The 14,928-nt window shown below is 67.1% G+C and carries 13 protein-coding genes; 10 read left to right on the top strand and 3 right to left on the bottom strand.

What is annotated here, in order from left to right:
• Positions 1-14: 14 nt before the first annotated feature.
• From NLR35_RS30710 to NLR35_RS30720, 3 genes are read right to left on the bottom strand one after another with little or no spacing between them, the layout of a single operon-like run.
• Positions 15-1,040, bottom strand: coding sequence for a class II aldolase/adducin family protein (locus NLR35_RS30710; RefSeq protein ID WP_257170284.1), 1,026 nt, complete (start codon positions 1,038-1,040; stop codon positions 15-17).
• 12 nt (positions 1,041-1,052) lie between these two features.
• Positions 1,053-1,922, bottom strand: coding sequence for a TIGR01459 family HAD-type hydrolase (locus NLR35_RS30715; RefSeq protein WP_257170285.1), 870 nt, complete (start codon positions 1,920-1,922; stop codon positions 1,053-1,055).
• Positions 1,919-3,193 (bottom strand): FGGY-family carbohydrate kinase, encoded by a 1,275-nt coding sequence (locus tag NLR35_RS30720; protein WP_257170286.1) that lies wholly within the window; start codon positions 3,191-3,193, stop codon positions 1,919-1,921. The genes NLR35_RS30715 and NLR35_RS30720 overlap by 4 nt, the downstream gene beginning before the upstream one ends.
• A 180-nt stretch (positions 3,194-3,373) precedes the next feature.
• On the opposite strand from NLR35_RS30720, the gene NLR35_RS30725 reads away from it, so the two are divergent.
• The 10 genes from NLR35_RS30725 (at position 3,374) to NLR35_RS30770 (ending at position 14,909) form a co-directional block, all read left to right on the top strand.
• On the top strand, positions 3,374-4,363 hold the full coding sequence (locus tag NLR35_RS30725; protein ID WP_257170331.1) for a sugar-binding transcriptional regulator: 990 nt from the start codon (positions 3,374-3,376) through the stop codon (positions 4,361-4,363).
• Between the two features lie 36 nt (positions 4,364-4,399).
• Positions 4,400-5,839 (top strand): extracellular solute-binding protein, encoded by a 1,440-nt coding sequence (locus NLR35_RS30730; RefSeq protein ID WP_257170287.1) that lies wholly within the window; start codon positions 4,400-4,402, stop codon positions 5,837-5,839.
• 104 nt (positions 5,840-5,943) lie between these two features.
• Positions 5,944-6,876: a carbohydrate ABC transporter permease gene (locus NLR35_RS30735; protein WP_374940875.1), complete on the top strand. Its 933-nt coding sequence runs from the start codon at positions 5,944-5,946 to the stop codon at positions 6,874-6,876.
• Positions 6,877-6,887: 11 nt separating this feature from the next.
• Positions 6,888-7,745: a carbohydrate ABC transporter permease gene (locus tag NLR35_RS30740; RefSeq protein WP_257170288.1), complete on the top strand. Its 858-nt coding sequence runs from the start codon at positions 6,888-6,890 to the stop codon at positions 7,743-7,745.
• A 3-nt stretch (positions 7,746-7,748) separates the two neighbouring features.
• Positions 7,749-8,852 (top strand): ABC transporter ATP-binding protein, encoded by a 1,104-nt coding sequence (locus NLR35_RS30745; protein WP_257170289.1) that lies wholly within the window; start codon positions 7,749-7,751, stop codon positions 8,850-8,852.
• A gap of 15 nt (positions 8,853-8,867) precedes the next feature.
• On the top strand, positions 8,868-9,977 hold the full coding sequence (locus NLR35_RS30750; RefSeq protein ID WP_257170333.1) for an ABC transporter ATP-binding protein: 1,110 nt from the start codon (positions 8,868-8,870) through the stop codon (positions 9,975-9,977).
• Positions 9,978-9,980: 3 nt separating this feature from the next.
• Positions 9,981-11,561, top strand: a complete 1,581-nt coding sequence (locus NLR35_RS30755; RefSeq protein ID WP_257170290.1) for an FGGY-family carbohydrate kinase — start codon at positions 9,981-9,983, stop codon at positions 11,559-11,561.
• Positions 11,554-12,594 carry a 2-hydroxyacid dehydrogenase gene (locus tag NLR35_RS30760; RefSeq protein WP_257170291.1) on the top strand — a complete coding sequence of 347 codons (1,041 nt, stop codon included), beginning with the start codon at positions 11,554-11,556 and terminating at the stop codon, positions 12,592-12,594. The genes NLR35_RS30755 and NLR35_RS30760 overlap by 8 nt, the downstream gene beginning before the upstream one ends.
• Before the next feature lie 15 nt (positions 12,595-12,609).
• The gene (locus NLR35_RS30765; protein ID WP_257170292.1) at positions 12,610-13,404 is read left to right on the top strand and encodes a class II aldolase/adducin family protein; all 795 of its coding nucleotides are present in this window, start codon (positions 12,610-12,612) and stop codon (positions 13,402-13,404) included.
• Positions 13,401-14,909: a glycerol-3-phosphate dehydrogenase gene (locus NLR35_RS30770; RefSeq protein WP_257170293.1), complete on the top strand. Its 1,509-nt coding sequence runs from the start codon at positions 13,401-13,403 to the stop codon at positions 14,907-14,909. Before NLR35_RS30765 ends, NLR35_RS30770 begins: the two co-directional genes overlap by 4 nt.
• The last annotated feature ends 19 nt before the right edge of the window (positions 14,910-14,928 follow it).

The raw sequence follows: 14,928 nt of genomic DNA on the forward strand, positions 1-14,928 counted from the left end.
CGGCGGTTCGCCGTTTACTGTCGCGCGGCCGTCAATTGCTGCCGGTAGCGTTCGGCGTCCCAGTTGAGCAGCATCTGCTCATGATGCGACGACAGATAGCGGATGTCGGCTGACAGCGGCAGGCGGCTGGTCACCAGCGCGAGGCAGCTCAGCATCGCCTCGGCGCCAGGGTTCGCGTCGCTGCGGATGATGGCGCCGAGACCCGGCGCCAGTGCCGCGACGGGCGCGGGGAGGCCGGTTGCCTCGGCGCGGGCAAGCATTGTGGCGAGACCGTCGGCGCCTTCGATCGTCGGCAGGCCCGGGCCGAGAAACACGACGTGGTCCGGATATAGCGAGCCGCCGGTCGCGATGGCGCGGCTGAACGGATCGGTGGCGATGCCGTGGCACGCGGCATCCGCTGGCAGGCGATACGCGGTGCCGGCACAGAGACGTTGCAAGGCCGCGTCATCCGCCGCGGGCGTCGCGCGCACCGGCAATGCCAGCCGCGTCTCCACGTCATGCACCAGCGCCTCGGCCGCATCGCTGGTCTCGGCGCCGACGACGAGGCCGTGATTGCCGAGGATCAGGACATCGACGGTCTCTCGCGCCACGATCGCGCTGACCGCGCGCGCCAGCGGCAGGCCGGGGTGGTAGTAGTCGAGATCGCGCCACGCGAGCCCGTCGAGCCGCGCCGCGAACTCATCGCGCGCATCGCGCCGTGCCGCCCAGGCAATGGTATTGACGGCATGAACGTGCAGCACGACCCGGTGCGGCATCAGCGCATGCAGCGAGGTCTCGATCGAAGCGCGCAGGGGGCCGGGGGCGGCGAGCGGGATGCGCTCGTCGTCGCGAGCGAGCGCTTCGCGCGCCGCCGTCAGCAGCACCGGCACGAAGATGTCTTTCTCATTGGCGTCGGACAGCCAGGTGCCGGACGCCTTCACCCAGAGGACATCGTCGTCCTTGACCGAGGAGTTGCCGCCGGCGCCCTGCACCAGCAGCATGTTGCGGCCGACGCGCGCCGACATCCGGCGCAACGCACTGAGCTCATCGGGTTCGCGCATGGTTCGTCTCCTTCACCAGCTCAGCTGCTGCATCGTCCAATTCGGCATGCGACTGGCGGACGCCGCGAGTTTTCGCGTGGCCGCGGCCAGATCAGGCGCGCCCGCGAGAGCCGTGCGATGCACGCCATCGGCGAGCAGCAGGCTCTGCAGGCCCATGGCGCGCGCGCCGGCAACGTCGTGGTCGAGCGAGTCGCCGATCATCAGCACGCGACGTGGATCGGGATGCCCGAGCTGCTCCAGCGCCGCCTCGAAGATCGGGGCGTGCGGTTTGCCGACGAAGGTCACCGCGCCGCCGAGCCATTCATAAGCGCGCGCCAGCGTGCCGGGCGCGGAGACGAGGCCGCTCGTACCGAACATCATCAGGTCGGGATTGGCGCAGATCATCGGCAGGCCGCGCGCCGCCGCCTGCGCGAAGGGTTCACGCCAGAGATCGGGCTCGGCGAGATCGTCATCCAATCCGCCGAGCAGGATGAAGTCGGCCTCCCTGATGTCGTCGACGGTCACGATGTCCAAGTCTTCGATCAAGGAGCGGTCGCCGCCGCGGCTGATCAGGAAGCAGGTGTCGCCGCAATCCGTGAAGGGCGCGCGCGTCCGGTCGCGCAATCCGGCCCATGTGACCTCGCCCGAGGTCAGGATGCCGTCATAGGTCGCGCTGGACACACCGAGGCGCGCCAGCCGCTCGGCATTCGAGCGCGCCCGCTTGCCGGAATTGGACAGCACCAGGATGGGCTTGTGAGCCCGCTTCAGTTTGGCGAGGCAATCCAGCGCGGCGGGAAACACGGTGCGGCCGTCATGCAAGGTGCCCCATTGGTCGAGCAGCACGTGATCGAACCGGTCGGCAATCGCCGAGAGGCCGCCGATCTCACAAGCCGCGGCGGTCATTGCGGCGGCCCCTGCAAGGCGAGCAGCGCGGTGCCGTAGCTCGCTTCCGTCTGCGTGGCGACGCTGACGGGCACGCCGATGACGCGTTCGCGGATATCAGTCCAGGCCGGATTCCTGGCGCCGCCGCCGATGCTGATCACCCGCCGCAGCGCGGGTGCGCCGAGCGCCTGCAGGCGTCGATAGGCGAGCGCCTCGACGTTGGCGATGCCTTCGAGCAGCGCCTGGAAGAAGCGGAGATCGTCCGGCGGTCGCGGCGTGATCCGCGGCGCCAGTGCGGGATCGGCGATCGGGAAACGTTCGCCGGGCTTGGGCAGCGGATAGTAATCGAGCCCGGTCGGATCGTTTGGCGATAGCAGCGGTGTCATCCGGTCCATGTCGGCGGTGGAGAAATGCGCCAGCAGCGCGGCGCCGCCGGTGTTCGATGCGCCGCCGGCGAGCCATTTGTCGCCGAGCCGGTGCGAGTACACGCCCTGATCGGCGGCGAAGATCGGCTGCGTCGCGACCAGCTTCACCACCATCGTCGTGCCGAGCGAGGTTACCGCATCGCCTGGTGTATCGGCTCCGGTGGCGATGAAGGCAGCCACGCCGTCGGTGGTACCGGCCACGATGCGCGCGGACGGGGACAGCCCGAGCGCACGCGCGATCCCCGCATCGATGTCCGCGAACGGCGTGCCCGGCACCAGGATGGTCGGCAGGACGCCGCGGGGGACGCCGAGCTGATCGAACCAATCCGGCCAGCAGCGTTTGACCGGGTCATAGCCGAGCTTGAGCGCGTTGTTCTCGTCGCTGACGCCGTGCCGCCCCGCCAGCCGTCCGGCGATCCAGTCGGCCTGATGCACGACGCGCCATGCGCCTGACGTCGTGGACATGAGATGCAGCAGCTTGGCGAGCGGGCTGCTGGTGCCATGCGCGCCGCTCTCCGGCGGCGCGACCGCTGCGATACGTCGCGCCTCTTCGACCGCGCGCGCATCGTTGTACATCAGGCCGGGTGAGCAGGGCCGTCCGCCGGCATCGATCAGCAGCAGCGTGCCCGATGTGCCGTCGACCGCGATGCGCGCCACGGCGCCGAGATCGACGCGCTCGCCGAGCTGGTGCAGCGCGGCGACCGTGGCCTGCCACCACAGCTCCGGATCCTGCTCGACCGCGTTGCCGTTCTGAACAGGCGCCGCGAGCGGCACGGCGGCGGTGCCCTGGATCGCGCCGCTGCTATCGAGTGCGGAGGCGCGCACGCCGCTCGTTCCGACGTCGATCCCGACAAACAACTCCCTCATGCGACCTCTTCTCGTTCTGATGGGGCGAGCATGCCGATGCTCGCCTGGACCGTCATCCCTGACGCACCGCAGCACGTTTGGGGGATTGACGGCCGGATCGGCGTCTGCAATTTTTTGCAAGACGTGAAGAAATTTGCAAGCAGGCAATCCGGCGTGACGACAGCTTCCGACAGGGCGCCCATGATCGACGGCGAGGCATCGCTCGCGACGCGCGCGGCGTGGCTGTATTTTGCGGCCGGGCTGACGCAGTCGGAGGTCGCGGACCGCCTGAACATCCAGAGCACCAAGGCGCATCGCCTGATCGCCCGCGCCAGCCGCGAGGGCATGATCCGCGTCTTCGTCGAGGGGCCGGTCGCCGAATGCGTGGCGCTGGAGAATGCATTGGCCGATCGCTACGGCCTCGATTTCTGCCGCGTCGCGCCGGATCTCGGCGAGGGCGATCTGCCGCTGAAGGCGCTGGCTCTCGAGGGCGCGAGCTTCCTGCGCCAGGTGCTGGAGCGCGGCGACGACAAGATCATCGGCGTCGGCCATGGCCGCACGCTCGCAGCCGTGGTGGCGCAGTTGCCGCAGACGCCGGCGCGCGACGTGCAGTTCGTGTCGCTGCTCGGCGGCCTCACGCGCAAATTCGCCGCCAATCCGTTCGACGTGATCCATCGTCTCGCCGAGCGCACCGGCGCTGAGGCCTATCTGCTGCCGGTGCCGGTGTTTGCGAACTCCGTCGCCGACCGCCGCGTGCTGATGCAGCAGTTCGGCATCGCCGACGTGTTCGCGCTGGCGCAGCAGGCGTCGCTGCTGTTCGTCGGCATCGGCCAGATCCACGCCGACGGCTTCCTGGTGTCGAGCGGCATGATCAAGCCCGACGAGGTCGTCGAGCTGAAGCGCGCCGGCGCCTGCGCCGACCTGCTCGGGCACTTCTTCAATGCCCAGGGCGAACTGCTCGATCTCGATCTCTCCGCGCGTGCCACCTCGATGGCCGCGAGCGATTTGAAGAAACACCGCATCGTCGCCATCGGTGGCGGCGAGGCGAAGATCACGGCCCTGCGCGCGGTGCTGCGCAGCGGCTTTCTGAACGGCCTCATCATCGATGAGGTGACCGCTCAGGCACTATCTACCGACAAGCCGGAGAAAACATCCGGTCAGACTAAAAACAAAAGTCGGAAGGGCAGGTAACGCGACCAACTTCTATAAAAACAAAGGGAGGGTTGAATGTACGATCGTGAGAAGAATCTCTTTGCGTCCTATGCCGGCAAGCGCATCAGCCGGCGTGATCTGCTCGACGGCGCCGCCAAGCTCGGCATCGCCGGCGCCGCAGCCAATGCCGGCTTTGCCTCCGCGATGTCGCAGGCGATGGCCGCGGATTTCAACTGGAAGGCCCAGAGCGGCAAGACCGTCAAGCTGCTGCTCAACAAGCATCCTTACGTCGACGCCATGATCGGCGACATCGAGGCGTTCAAGAGCCTGACCGGCATGAACGTCACCTACGACATCTTTCCGGAGGATGTGTATTTCGACAAGGTGACCGCGGCGCTGTCGTCGAAGTCCGACCAGTACGACGCCTTCATGACCGGCGCCTACATGACCTGGACCTACGGCCCGGCCGGCTGGATCGAGGACCTCAACACCTACATCAAGGATCCGGCCAAGACCAATCCGTCGTTCGCCTGGGACGACGTGTTGCCGGGCCTGCGCTCCTCGACCGCCTGGGACGGCGTCGCCGGCTCGGAGCTCGGCTCGGGCAAAGCCAAGCAATGGTGCATCCCGTGGGGCTACGAGCTCAACAACGTCACCTACAACCGCAACATCTTCAACAAGGTCGGCGTCAAGCCGCCGACCAATCTCGATGATATGCTCGAGGTCGCGGCCAAGATCACCAAGGACGCCGGCGGTCCCTACGGCGTCGGCGTGCGCGGCTCGCGTTCCTGGGCAACCATCCATCCAGGCTTCCTGTCGGCCTATGCGAATTTCGGCCAGAAGGACTTCGTGATGGAGGGCGGCAAGCTCAAGGCCGCGATGAACACCAAGGCCTCGAAGGACTTCCACGAGAAGTGGGTGAAGATGATCCAGGGCTCGGGCCCGAAGAACTGGTCGACCTACACCTGGTACCAGGTCGGCACCGATCTCGGCGCCGGCGCCTCCGGCATGATCTTCGACGCCGACATTCTCGGCTACTTCATGAACGGCGGCGAGAACAAGGAGCGCGGCAATCTCGGCTACGCGCCGTTCGCGGCCAATCCGGCCGCCAAGGCGCCGACGCCGAACGTCTGGATCTGGTCGCTGGCGATGTCGAGCTTCTCCAAGCAGAAGGACGCGGCGTGGCTGTTCATGCAGTGGGCGGCGTCGGTCGAGCACGACCTGTTCGGCGCGCGCAAGATGGACTTCGTCAATCCGGTCCGCACCTCCGTGTGGAAGGACAGCGAATTCCGCGACCGCATCGCCAAGTCGTATCCGGGCTATCTCGAGCAGCATGACCTCTCGGCGCCCGGCGCGAAGATCTACTTCACGGCACAGCCGCTGTTCTTCGATCTCACCACGGAGTGGGCGGCCTCGCTGCAGAAGATGGTGGCCAAGGAGATCACCGTTGACGAGGGCCTCGACAAGCTTGCCGAGAGCATCAACCGTCAGCTGAAGCAGGCCGGCCTCGGCTGAGGCTGCGCCCGGCACCTCCTTGGACCGCCCGTCGGTCCGGACGCTCCCCACAAGCGTCCGGACCGGCCCCATCTTCTTCCCGCGATGATGTGATCACGCCTGTCATGAGCATGGCCCAACTTGTCGAGACCGAGGCGGCGCCGCGCCGCGCGAAACGCTGGAGCGGGCGGCTGCTGCCGTATCTCCTGAGCCTGCCGGCGCTGCTGGTCTGCATCGCCATCCTGGTGCCGTTCGTCACCGCCGCGGTGTATTCGCTGCAACGCTACCGGCTCAATCTGCCGTATCTGCGCGGCTTCATCGGCGTCGACAACTACATCGATTTCCTGTCCGATCCGGCGTTCTGGAACACGCTGCGCATCTCGCTGGTCTACACCGCCGTGACGGTGATCGCCGAATTGCTGCTCGGTCTGGGCATCGCGCTGCTGCTGCGGCGGCCGACGCGTTTCCACAACGCGGTCTCGATCATGCTGCTGCTGCCGCTGATGACGGCGCCGGCGATCGCCGCGCTGATGTGGAAGCTGATGACCAATCCGAGCTTCGGCATCCTGTCCTATCTGGTGGGCCTGCTCGGTGCGCCCGATTTCAAATGGGCCTCCGATCCCTCGACCGCGCTGTTCACGGTCGTGCTGGTCGACGTCTGGGTCTACACGCCCTTCATCATGATCCTGCTGCTGGCCGGCCTGCGCTCGCTGCCGCGGCAGCCGTTCGAGGCGGCCGCGCTCGACGGCGTGCCGGCAAGCTTCGTGTTCTTCCGCATCACCTTGCCGATGCTCGCGCCCTACATCATCACGGCCTCGCTGTTCCGGCTGCTCGACTCGATCCAGCAGTTCGACATCGTCTATGCGATGACGCAAGGCGGGCCCGGTGACCGGCTGATGGTGTTCCAGGTTCAGGCCTATCTCGAATTCTTCCAGTACACCAATGTCGGACGCTCGGCGGCGTTGCTGATGATCCTCTGGCTGATCACCAACATCCTGTCGAACATCTTCATCAAGAACTGGCTGCGGCTGCGCGAACGCGCCCACGGTCACGCCTGAGGAGAGAGGTCATGGATCACTCCAGTCCGGCTGGACGCATCTTCCGCGGCATCGCGCTGGCGCTGGTGCTCGTGTTCTTCATGTTCCCGATCGTCTGGATCCTCCTGATGTCGTTCCAGACCAACGAGCAGATCCTGCGCATCCCGCCGCGCATCCTGTTCGAGCCGACGCTCGCCAATTACGAGGCGCTGATTTCCGGCCAGCTCAAGACCGCCGCCGGCAATCTGCAGATCTCGTTCATGCGCAACCTGATGAACAGCTTCCTGCTGTCGAGCGCCTCCGTCATCCTGGCGCTACTGCTCGGCGTGCCCGCAGCCTATGCCTTCGCGCGGTTCAAGTTCCGGCTCGGCGAGACCATCGCGTTCACACTGCTGTCGTTCCGCTTCGCGCCGCCGCTTCTGGTACTGTTGCCGCTGTCGCTGTACTACCAGCAGCTCGGCCTCAACGACACTTACTTCGGCATCGTCTGGGTGTATCAGCTGATCGCGCTGCCGCTGATCCTGTGGATCGTGCGCGGCTATTTCGAGGACATCAGCCCGGATATCGAGCACGCCTATCGGCTCGCGGGGCATTCCTGGCGCGAGGCCTTCACGCGCATCGCCGTGCCGCTCGCCGGTCCCGGCATTGCGGCGGCAGGCCTGTTGTCCTTCATCTTCTGCTGGAACAATTTCGTCTTCGCGCTGATCCTGGCCTCCGCCGACAAGCAGCCGGTAACGGTCGGCGCGCTCGCCTTCGTAACCGCGTCGGGCATCCAATACGGCCAGATCGCTGCGGCCATCGTGCTCTCGGTGACGCCGACCTTACTGCTGGCGCTCTATGCGCAGCGCTATCTGGTCGAAGGTCTCTCGCTCGGTGCAGTCAAGGGTTGAAGCATGGCGCGTCTCGAACTCAAATCCGTCGACAAGAGCTTCGGCGCCGCGAGCTGCGCCAAAGGTGTGTCGCTTGCGGTCGAGCCCGGCGAGATCGTTGCGGTGTTCGGTCCGTCGGGCAGCGGCAAGACCGTGCTGCTGCGGATGATCGCCGGCATGTTCGAGCCTGATGCGGGCGACATCCTGGTCGGCGGGCGCTCGATCGTCGATGCGCCGCCGGAGCAGCGCGGCATCGGCATGGCGTTCCAGAACTTTGCGCTGTTCCCGCACATGACCGCGCGCGACAACATCGCCAGCGGCCTGCGTGCGCGCGGCGCCGCCGACGTCACGGCGAAGGTGGCGGCGATGAGCCGGCTGCTGAAGATCGAGCACGTGCTCGGCCACAAGCCCCGCGAATTGTCCAATGGCCAGAAGCAGCGCACTGCGCTCGCGCGCGCGCTGATCGGCAATCCCGAAGTGCTGCTGCTCGACGATCCCCTGCGCAACGTCGACGCCAAGCTGCGCTACGAGATGCGGCTGGAACTGCCGACCTTGCTGAGGCGTGGTTCGGCGGCGGTGCTGTATGTAACGCAGGACTATCGCGAGGCGATGGCGATCGCCGATCGCATCGCCGTGCTGATCAACGGGCGCCTGGTGCAGGTGGCCCGCCCGGAGGAGATCTATGCGCGGCCGGCCTCAGTCGCCGTGGCCAGGCTGTTCGGCGATCCCAGCATCAATCTCTCCGAAGTCACGCCGACGGTCGGGCAGGGCGGCTTGATCGCCACAGTCGCCGGCACGCAGGTCCGGCTCGATGCTGACGAGCTGCCGTCCGGTGCGCGCGGGCGCTGCTGGCTCGGCGTACGTCCCGATGATGTCTTGGTGACGCGCCATGGCGGCGAGGACGCGATCCCCGCGCGGATCGTCGCGGTGACACCTCTCCATGAGCGCGCCGTGGTGCTGCTGCGCTTCGCCGACGGTGGCGAATGGCTGGCGGCTCTGGCTCCGGAGGCGCTGGGTGCGGGGGCCGACGAGGACGTGTTCGTGCGGTTCGCGCCCGATGCGGCGCTGCTGTTCGACCATGCCAGCGGCGAGCGTATCGGGCTGCCGTCGCGGCGGCAGGCGGCGTGAGGATCTGATATGGGCATGCTCGAAATCCGCAACGTCGACAAGGTCTATCACACCAGGGGCAAGCCGGACGTCCATGCCGTGCGCGCGCTCGACATGGACATCAGGTCGGGCGAGATCGTTGCGCTGCTCGGCTCCTCCGGTTGCGGCAAGACCTCGACCTTGCGCATGATCGCCGGGTTCGAAAGCGTGAGCTCGGGCTCGATCGCGCTGGCGCAGCGTCCCATTCATGATCTGCCGCCGGCCAAGCGCAGGGTGGCGATGGCGTTCGAGGGCTATTCGCTGTATCCGCCGCTGACCGTGCGCGAGAACATCGCCTTCGCGCTGAAGGCGCAGCAGCTGTCGCGGGCCGAGATCGCGCGGCGCGTCGACGACATCGCGCGTCTGGTCGAGATCGAGGATATCCTCGATCATCATCCGCGCGCGCTCTCCGGCGGCCAGCAGCAGCGCGTCTCGCTGGCGCGTGCGCTGGTGCGCGACGCCGATCTCTATCTGCTCGACGAGCCGATGGGGCAATTGGAGCCGCAGCTCCGCGCGGTGCTGCGCGGGCGCATCAAGGGCCTGCTCGCCGAACGCGGCATGACCGCGATCTTCGTCACCCATGACCAGACCGAGGCCAGCGCGCTCGCCGACCGCATCGCCGTCATGGAGGACGGCGTATTGCAGCAATTCGCGAGCGAGCGAGAGCTGAAGAACCGTCCGGCCAATCTGTTCGTCGCGAGCTTCATCGGTGAGCCGCCGATGAATCTGCTGGAGACGGCGGTGGCGGAGGAGGACGGCGGCTTTCGCCTTACCGCGGGCTCCGACGTCTCCTTCCACATTTCCCGGCAGACGCTGGATGTGTCGGCGCAGCAGGCGCTGGTGCAGACCGATCGCATCAAGGTCGGCATCCGGCCGCAGCGGATCGCGATCGGCAGCGGCGAAGCGCGGCTGCGCGTCGTCTCCAACCAGTGGCTCGGCGATCAGGCGCATATTGCAGGCGAGTGCGCTGGTCATCTGCTGGTCGCCGTCACCTCCAGCAAGGTCGCCGCGCGACCGGGCGATGTCGTTCCGTGCGCGCTGGAGTCGCGTCACCTCCATATCTTCGGGACCGACGGCGTCTGCGTTCGTCATGCGGAGGCCCGCTGAGCGATGGCGTCATCCGCGACCCGCGACGTGATCATCGGCATCGACGCCGGCACCTCGGTGATCAAGGCGGTCGCGTTCGCGCGGGACGGTCGCCAGCTTGGCGACTTCGCAATTCCCAACAGCTACACGACCCTGCCGGGCGGTCGCGTCGAGCAGGACATGGATCGGACCTGGAGCGATACGGTGGCCGCCCTGCGCGGGCTCGGCGCTGCGCTGCCTGATTTGGCGGCCCGCGTCGCGGCGATCGCGGTGACCGGGCAGGGCGACGGCACCTGGCTGATCGATGCCGACGGCGAGCCCGTCGCGCCCGCTCTGTTGTGGCTCGACTCGCGCGCGGCCGGCTTCGTCGAGTCGTTCCGATCGGGCGAGCGCAACGCGGCGCATTATCGGCGCACGGGATCGGGACTCAACGCCTGCCAGCAGGGGCCGCAGCTCGCCTGGCTGCAGGCGCACGCGGCCGCGATCCTGGATCGCGCCAGCACGGTGTTCCACTGCAAGGACTGGCTCTACTTCCAGCTCACCGGCGCCCGCGCCACCGATCCGTCGGAGGCGGCGTTCTCCTGCGGCGATTTCCGCAATCGCTGCTTTGACGGCGAAGCCGCTGATCTGATCGGTATCAGCGACTCCGCGCGGCTGTTTCCCGACGTGGTCGACGGGGTCGTCGCGACGCATCCGCTGTCGGAGATGGCTGCGGCGGAGACCGGCTTGCCCGCGGGCGTGCCTGTGTCGCTCGGCTATGTCGACGTCATCTGCAACGCGCTCGGCGGCGGGCTCTATGATCCGAGTCCGGATGTCGGCTGCACCATCATCGGCTCGACCGGCATGCACATGCGGCTGGCGCGCACGGCCGATGCGGTCAAGCTGAATGCGGAGGCGACCGGCTATACGATGCCGTTTCCGGTGCCCGGGCACTACGCGCAGATGCAGTCGACGATGGCCGCGACCTTGAACATCGACTGGCTGCTCGATGTCGCCCGCGGCGTGCTCGCGATGGAGGGTATCGCGCGCTCGCGCAACGACCTTATCAGGCGGCTCGATGAGCGCGTGCTCGCTGCGAAAGCAGGCGAGCTGCTGTACCATCCGTTCATTTCGGAGGCGGGCGAACGCGGCCCGTTCGTGTCGCATGAGGCGTCCGCGCAGCTGATCGGGTTGCGCACGCGTCACGGCTACTGGGATCTGATGCGGGCGGTGATGGAGGGGCTGGCCTTTGCCGCACGCGACTGCTACGCGGCGATGGGATCGCTCCCGGCCGAGATCCGTCTGACCGGTGGCGCTGCGCGCAGCCGTGCGCTCGGCGCCATTCTTGGTGCGGCGCTCGGCAGCACGATCAGGGTCTGCCGCCGCGAGGAGGCCGGCGCATCGGGCGCGGCCATGATCGCAGCGGTCGCGACCGGACTTTATTCGAACATGATGGACTGCGCGGAGGAGTGGGTGAGGCCCTATTTGGACGAGCCGCAAGCGCCGGATATGGCGCTGGCCGAACGCTATGAGCAGTTATTTCCGGCCTATGTCGATGCGCGCCTCGCGGCGCGGCCGGTGTGGAAGCAGCTCGCTGCGCAGCGGACGGGGGCCAATCATGTCTAGGTCCATCGCCATCATCGGCGACCGCTTCATGCTGCCGTCGGTGTTCGCCGAGCGCATCACCGCGACCTGCGGCGACAGTCTCGACATCCGCACGCTCGAGCAGCCCTGGCCGGACGAGCCGATGGAGCACGGCTATGCCGGCTCCAAGCTCGATGGCCTCAAGGAGTTCATGGGAGATCCCGATGAGCTCGCCGCGTTCATCGGCGAAGCGCCGCTGCTGGTGACGCATCTCGCGCCGATCTCACGGGCGATGCTGCAGCGGCTGCCCCGTCTGAAATTCATCGCGGTGTCGCGCGGCGGCCCGGTCAATGTCGACATGCAGGCGGCGCGCGATCACGGCGTGCTCGTGGTCAATACGCCCGGACGCAACGCCAGCGCCGTGGCCGAATTCACCATCGGCGCCATGCTCGCGGAGACGCGGTTGATCCGCAGCGGCCACGAGTCGTTGCGCGGCGGCGACTGGCGCGGCGATCTCTACCGCGCCGACCGGACCGGCCGCGAGCTTGGTGAGATGACCGTCGGCATCGTCGGCTATGGTGCGATCGGCACCCGCGTGGTGAAGCTTCTGAAAGCGTTCGGCTGCAAGATCCTGGTCACGGACCCTTACGTGCAGCTTAGCGCCCAGGATCGCAACGACGGCGTCGAGCACGTCGCGCTCGGCGAGCTGCTGGCGCGGGCCGATGTGATCAGCCTGCATGCCCGCGTGACCGCAGAGACCACCGGCTTCATCGATCGCGACGCGCTGGCAAAGATCAAGCCGGGCGCGATCCTGATCAACACGGCCCGCGGCCCGCTGGTCGACTACCAGGCGCTCTATGACGCGCTCAGCTCGCAGCGGCTGGCCGGTGCGATGCTCGACACCTTCGCCGTCGAGCCGGTGCCGCCGGACTGGCCGCTGCTGCAGCTCCCCAATGTCACGCTGACGCCGCACATCGCCGGCGCCTCCGTACGCACCGTCACCTTTGCCGCCGACCAGGCGGCCGAAGAGGTTCGCCGCTATCTCGCCGGCGAGCCGCCGCTCAATCCCTGCTGACGAAAGGTTTTTGCAATGAATCGCGAGGAACGACTGATCCGCGAGAACATCATCGCCAAGTGCCGGTGGATGAATGCGTCGGGTCTGAACCAGGGCACATCGGGCAACATCTCCGCCCGCTACAAGGACCGTATGCTGATCACGCCGTCGGCGACGCCCTACGACTCGATGAAGCCGGAGATGATCGCCTCGATGCCGCTCGAGGGCGAGTACGGCTCCTGGGACGGACCGCTCAAGCCGTCGACCGAATGGCGCTTTCATCTGGACATCATGCGCGGACGGCCGGATGTCGGCGGCGTCGTGCACACGCATTCGACCTACGCTACGGTGCTCGCGATCGCGCGCAAGTCGATCCCGGCCTGCCACTACATGATGGCCGCGTTCGGCGGCATGGACATTCGCTGCGCCGGCTATGCACGGTTCGGCACGGCTGAGTTGTCCGAGCTTGCGCTTGAGGCGCTGGAGGGACGCAACGGCTGCCTGCTGGCCAATCACGGCATGATCGCGGTGGGCGCCAATCTCGACAAGGCGATGTGGCTGGCGGTCGAGCTCGAGACGATCGCGAAGCAATATTATCTGTCGCTCGCGCTCGGCCAGCCGCACATCCTGGGTGACGCCGAGATCGCCGAGACGGCGCAGGGGTTCTCGACCTACGGTCTTCAGGACCCCAAGACACAGACGAAGGCCAAGTCGAATGCCAAGTCGGCGAAGCCGGCCAAGAAGGTTGCAAAGACGCCGGCCAAGGCCACCAGGACGCGCGCAGCAGCCGCCGGCCGCAAGCTTGAGACGAAGCACAGCAGCAAGCGATGAACGCGCCGGTTTCACGCAGCGGATCCGATTACGGCTTGTTGGACCTCGCCGTGATCGGCGGCGGCATCAATGGCGCTGGTATCGCCCGTGATGCCGCCGGCCGCGGCCTGAAGGTGCTGTTGTGCGAGAAGGATGATTTCGCGCAGGGCACCTCGTCGCGCTCGGGCAAGCTGATCCATGGCGGCCTGCGCTATCTCGAATACTACGAATTTCGCCTGGTCCGTGAGGCGCTGATCGAGCGCGAGGTGCTGCTGGCCTCGGCGCCGCACATCATCTGGCCGATGCGCTTCGTGCTGCCGCATTCGCCGGAGCAGCGCCCAGCCTGGCTGGTGCGCACCGGGCTGTTTCTCTACGACCATCTCGGCGGCCGCAAGCAACTGCCGGCGAGCCGCAACGTCGACCTCGTCCACGAGCCGGAGGGCGCGCCGCTGCGGCCCGAATTCCGGCGCGGCTTCGAATATTCGGATTGCTGGGTCGACGATGCCCGGCTGGTGATCCTCAATCTCATCGATGCCGCGCGCAAGGGCGCCGTCATCCTGCCGCGCACCCGCGCGGTGAGCGCACGCCGCGAGGGCGATTGCTGGCGATTGGAGATGCGCTCCGAGACCGGCGAGCTGCGGAGCGTCCGCGCCAAGGCGCTGGTGAATGCCGCAGGTCCCTGGGTGCAGGACGTCGTGCAAGGCGTCGCCGGCCTCAACTCGGCGCACAATGTGCGGCTCGTGAAGGGCAGCCATCTGGTGGTGCCGAAATTCTGGAGCGGGTCGCAGGCCTATCTGCTGCAGAACACCGACCGCCGCGTCATTTTCGTCAACCCCTATGAAAACGATCTCGCCCTGATCGGCACCACCGACATCGTGCATGACGGTCGTGCGGAGGACGTCGCGATCGACGGCGGCGAGATCGACTACCTGCTGGCGGTGCTCGACCGCTACTTCCGCGCGGCGCCCGGCAAGGCGGATATCATCCACGCCTTCTCCGGCGTGCGGCCGCTCTACGACGACAACGCCGACAATCCGTCGGCCGTGACACGGGACTATGTGTTCGAGGTGCACGGCACGGCGGGACAGCCGCCGCTGCTGTCGATCTTCGGCGGCAAGATCACGACCTTTCGCAAGCTCGCCGAGCACGCGCTGGAGCGGCTCGGTCCGTGGTTTCCGCAGATGGGACCTGCTTGGACGTCGGGGGCCTGTCTGCCGGGCGGGGATCTCGGCGTCTCGTTCGAGCAGTTTCTCGACGATCTTGCAGCCGAGTATCAGGCCTTGCCGCGCGAGGCGGTGGCGCATTATGCGCGTCTCTACGGCAGTTGCGCCCGCGACCTGCTCGGGCCGGCGCGCACACGCGACGATCTCGGCCGTCATTTCGGCGGCACGTTTTATGAGCGGGAGCTGGCCTACCTGCGCGAGCGGGAGTGGGCACAGACGGCAGCCGACGTGCTGGACCGGCGCACCAAGCATGGGCTGCATCTCAGCCGCGCCGAGCGCGCGGCCTTCGAGGCGCAGCTTTGATTGCTAAGGGCCGTGTGCC

Source organism: Bradyrhizobium sp. SRS-191 (genome assembly GCF_024586915.1).
Lineage (GTDB): Bacteria > Pseudomonadota > Alphaproteobacteria > Rhizobiales > Xanthobacteraceae > Bradyrhizobium.

Excerpts from the sequence above, each read along its gene's own strand:
- NLR35_RS30745 (WP_257170289.1), top strand. The coding sequence starts at position 7,749 with ATGGCGCGTCTCGAACTCAAATCCGTCGACAAGAGCTTCGGCGCCGCG.
- NLR35_RS30765 (WP_257170292.1), top strand. The coding sequence starts at position 12,610 with ATGAATCGCGAGGAACGACTGATCCGCGAGAACATCATCGCCAAGTGC.
- NLR35_RS30735 (WP_374940875.1), top strand. The coding sequence starts at position 5,944 with ATGAGCATGGCCCAACTTGTCGAGACCGAGGCGGCGCCGCGCCGCGCG.
- NLR35_RS30760 (WP_257170291.1), top strand. The coding sequence starts at position 11,554 with ATGTCTAGGTCCATCGCCATCATCGGCGACCGCTTCATGCTGCCGTCG.
- NLR35_RS30715 (WP_257170285.1), bottom strand. The coding sequence starts at position 1,922 with ATGACCGCCGCGGCTTGTGAGATCGGCGGCCTCTCGGCGATTGCCGAC.
- NLR35_RS30740 (WP_257170288.1), top strand. The coding sequence starts at position 6,888 with ATGGATCACTCCAGTCCGGCTGGACGCATCTTCCGCGGCATCGCGCTG.
- NLR35_RS30750 (WP_257170333.1), top strand. The coding sequence starts at position 8,868 with ATGCTCGAAATCCGCAACGTCGACAAGGTCTATCACACCAGGGGCAAG.
- NLR35_RS30720 (WP_257170286.1), bottom strand. The coding sequence starts at position 3,193 with ATGAGGGAGTTGTTTGTCGGGATCGACGTCGGAACGAGCGGCGTGCGC.
- NLR35_RS30710 (WP_257170284.1), bottom strand. The coding sequence starts at position 1,040 with ATGCGCGAACCCGATGAGCTCAGTGCGTTGCGCCGGATGTCGGCGCGC.
- NLR35_RS30770 (WP_257170293.1), top strand. The coding sequence starts at position 13,401 with ATGAACGCGCCGGTTTCACGCAGCGGATCCGATTACGGCTTGTTGGAC.
- NLR35_RS30725 (WP_257170331.1), top strand. The coding sequence starts at position 3,374 with ATGATCGACGGCGAGGCATCGCTCGCGACGCGCGCGGCGTGGCTGTAT.
- NLR35_RS30755 (WP_257170290.1), top strand. The coding sequence starts at position 9,981 with ATGGCGTCATCCGCGACCCGCGACGTGATCATCGGCATCGACGCCGGC.
- NLR35_RS30730 (WP_257170287.1), top strand. The coding sequence starts at position 4,400 with ATGTACGATCGTGAGAAGAATCTCTTTGCGTCCTATGCCGGCAAGCGC.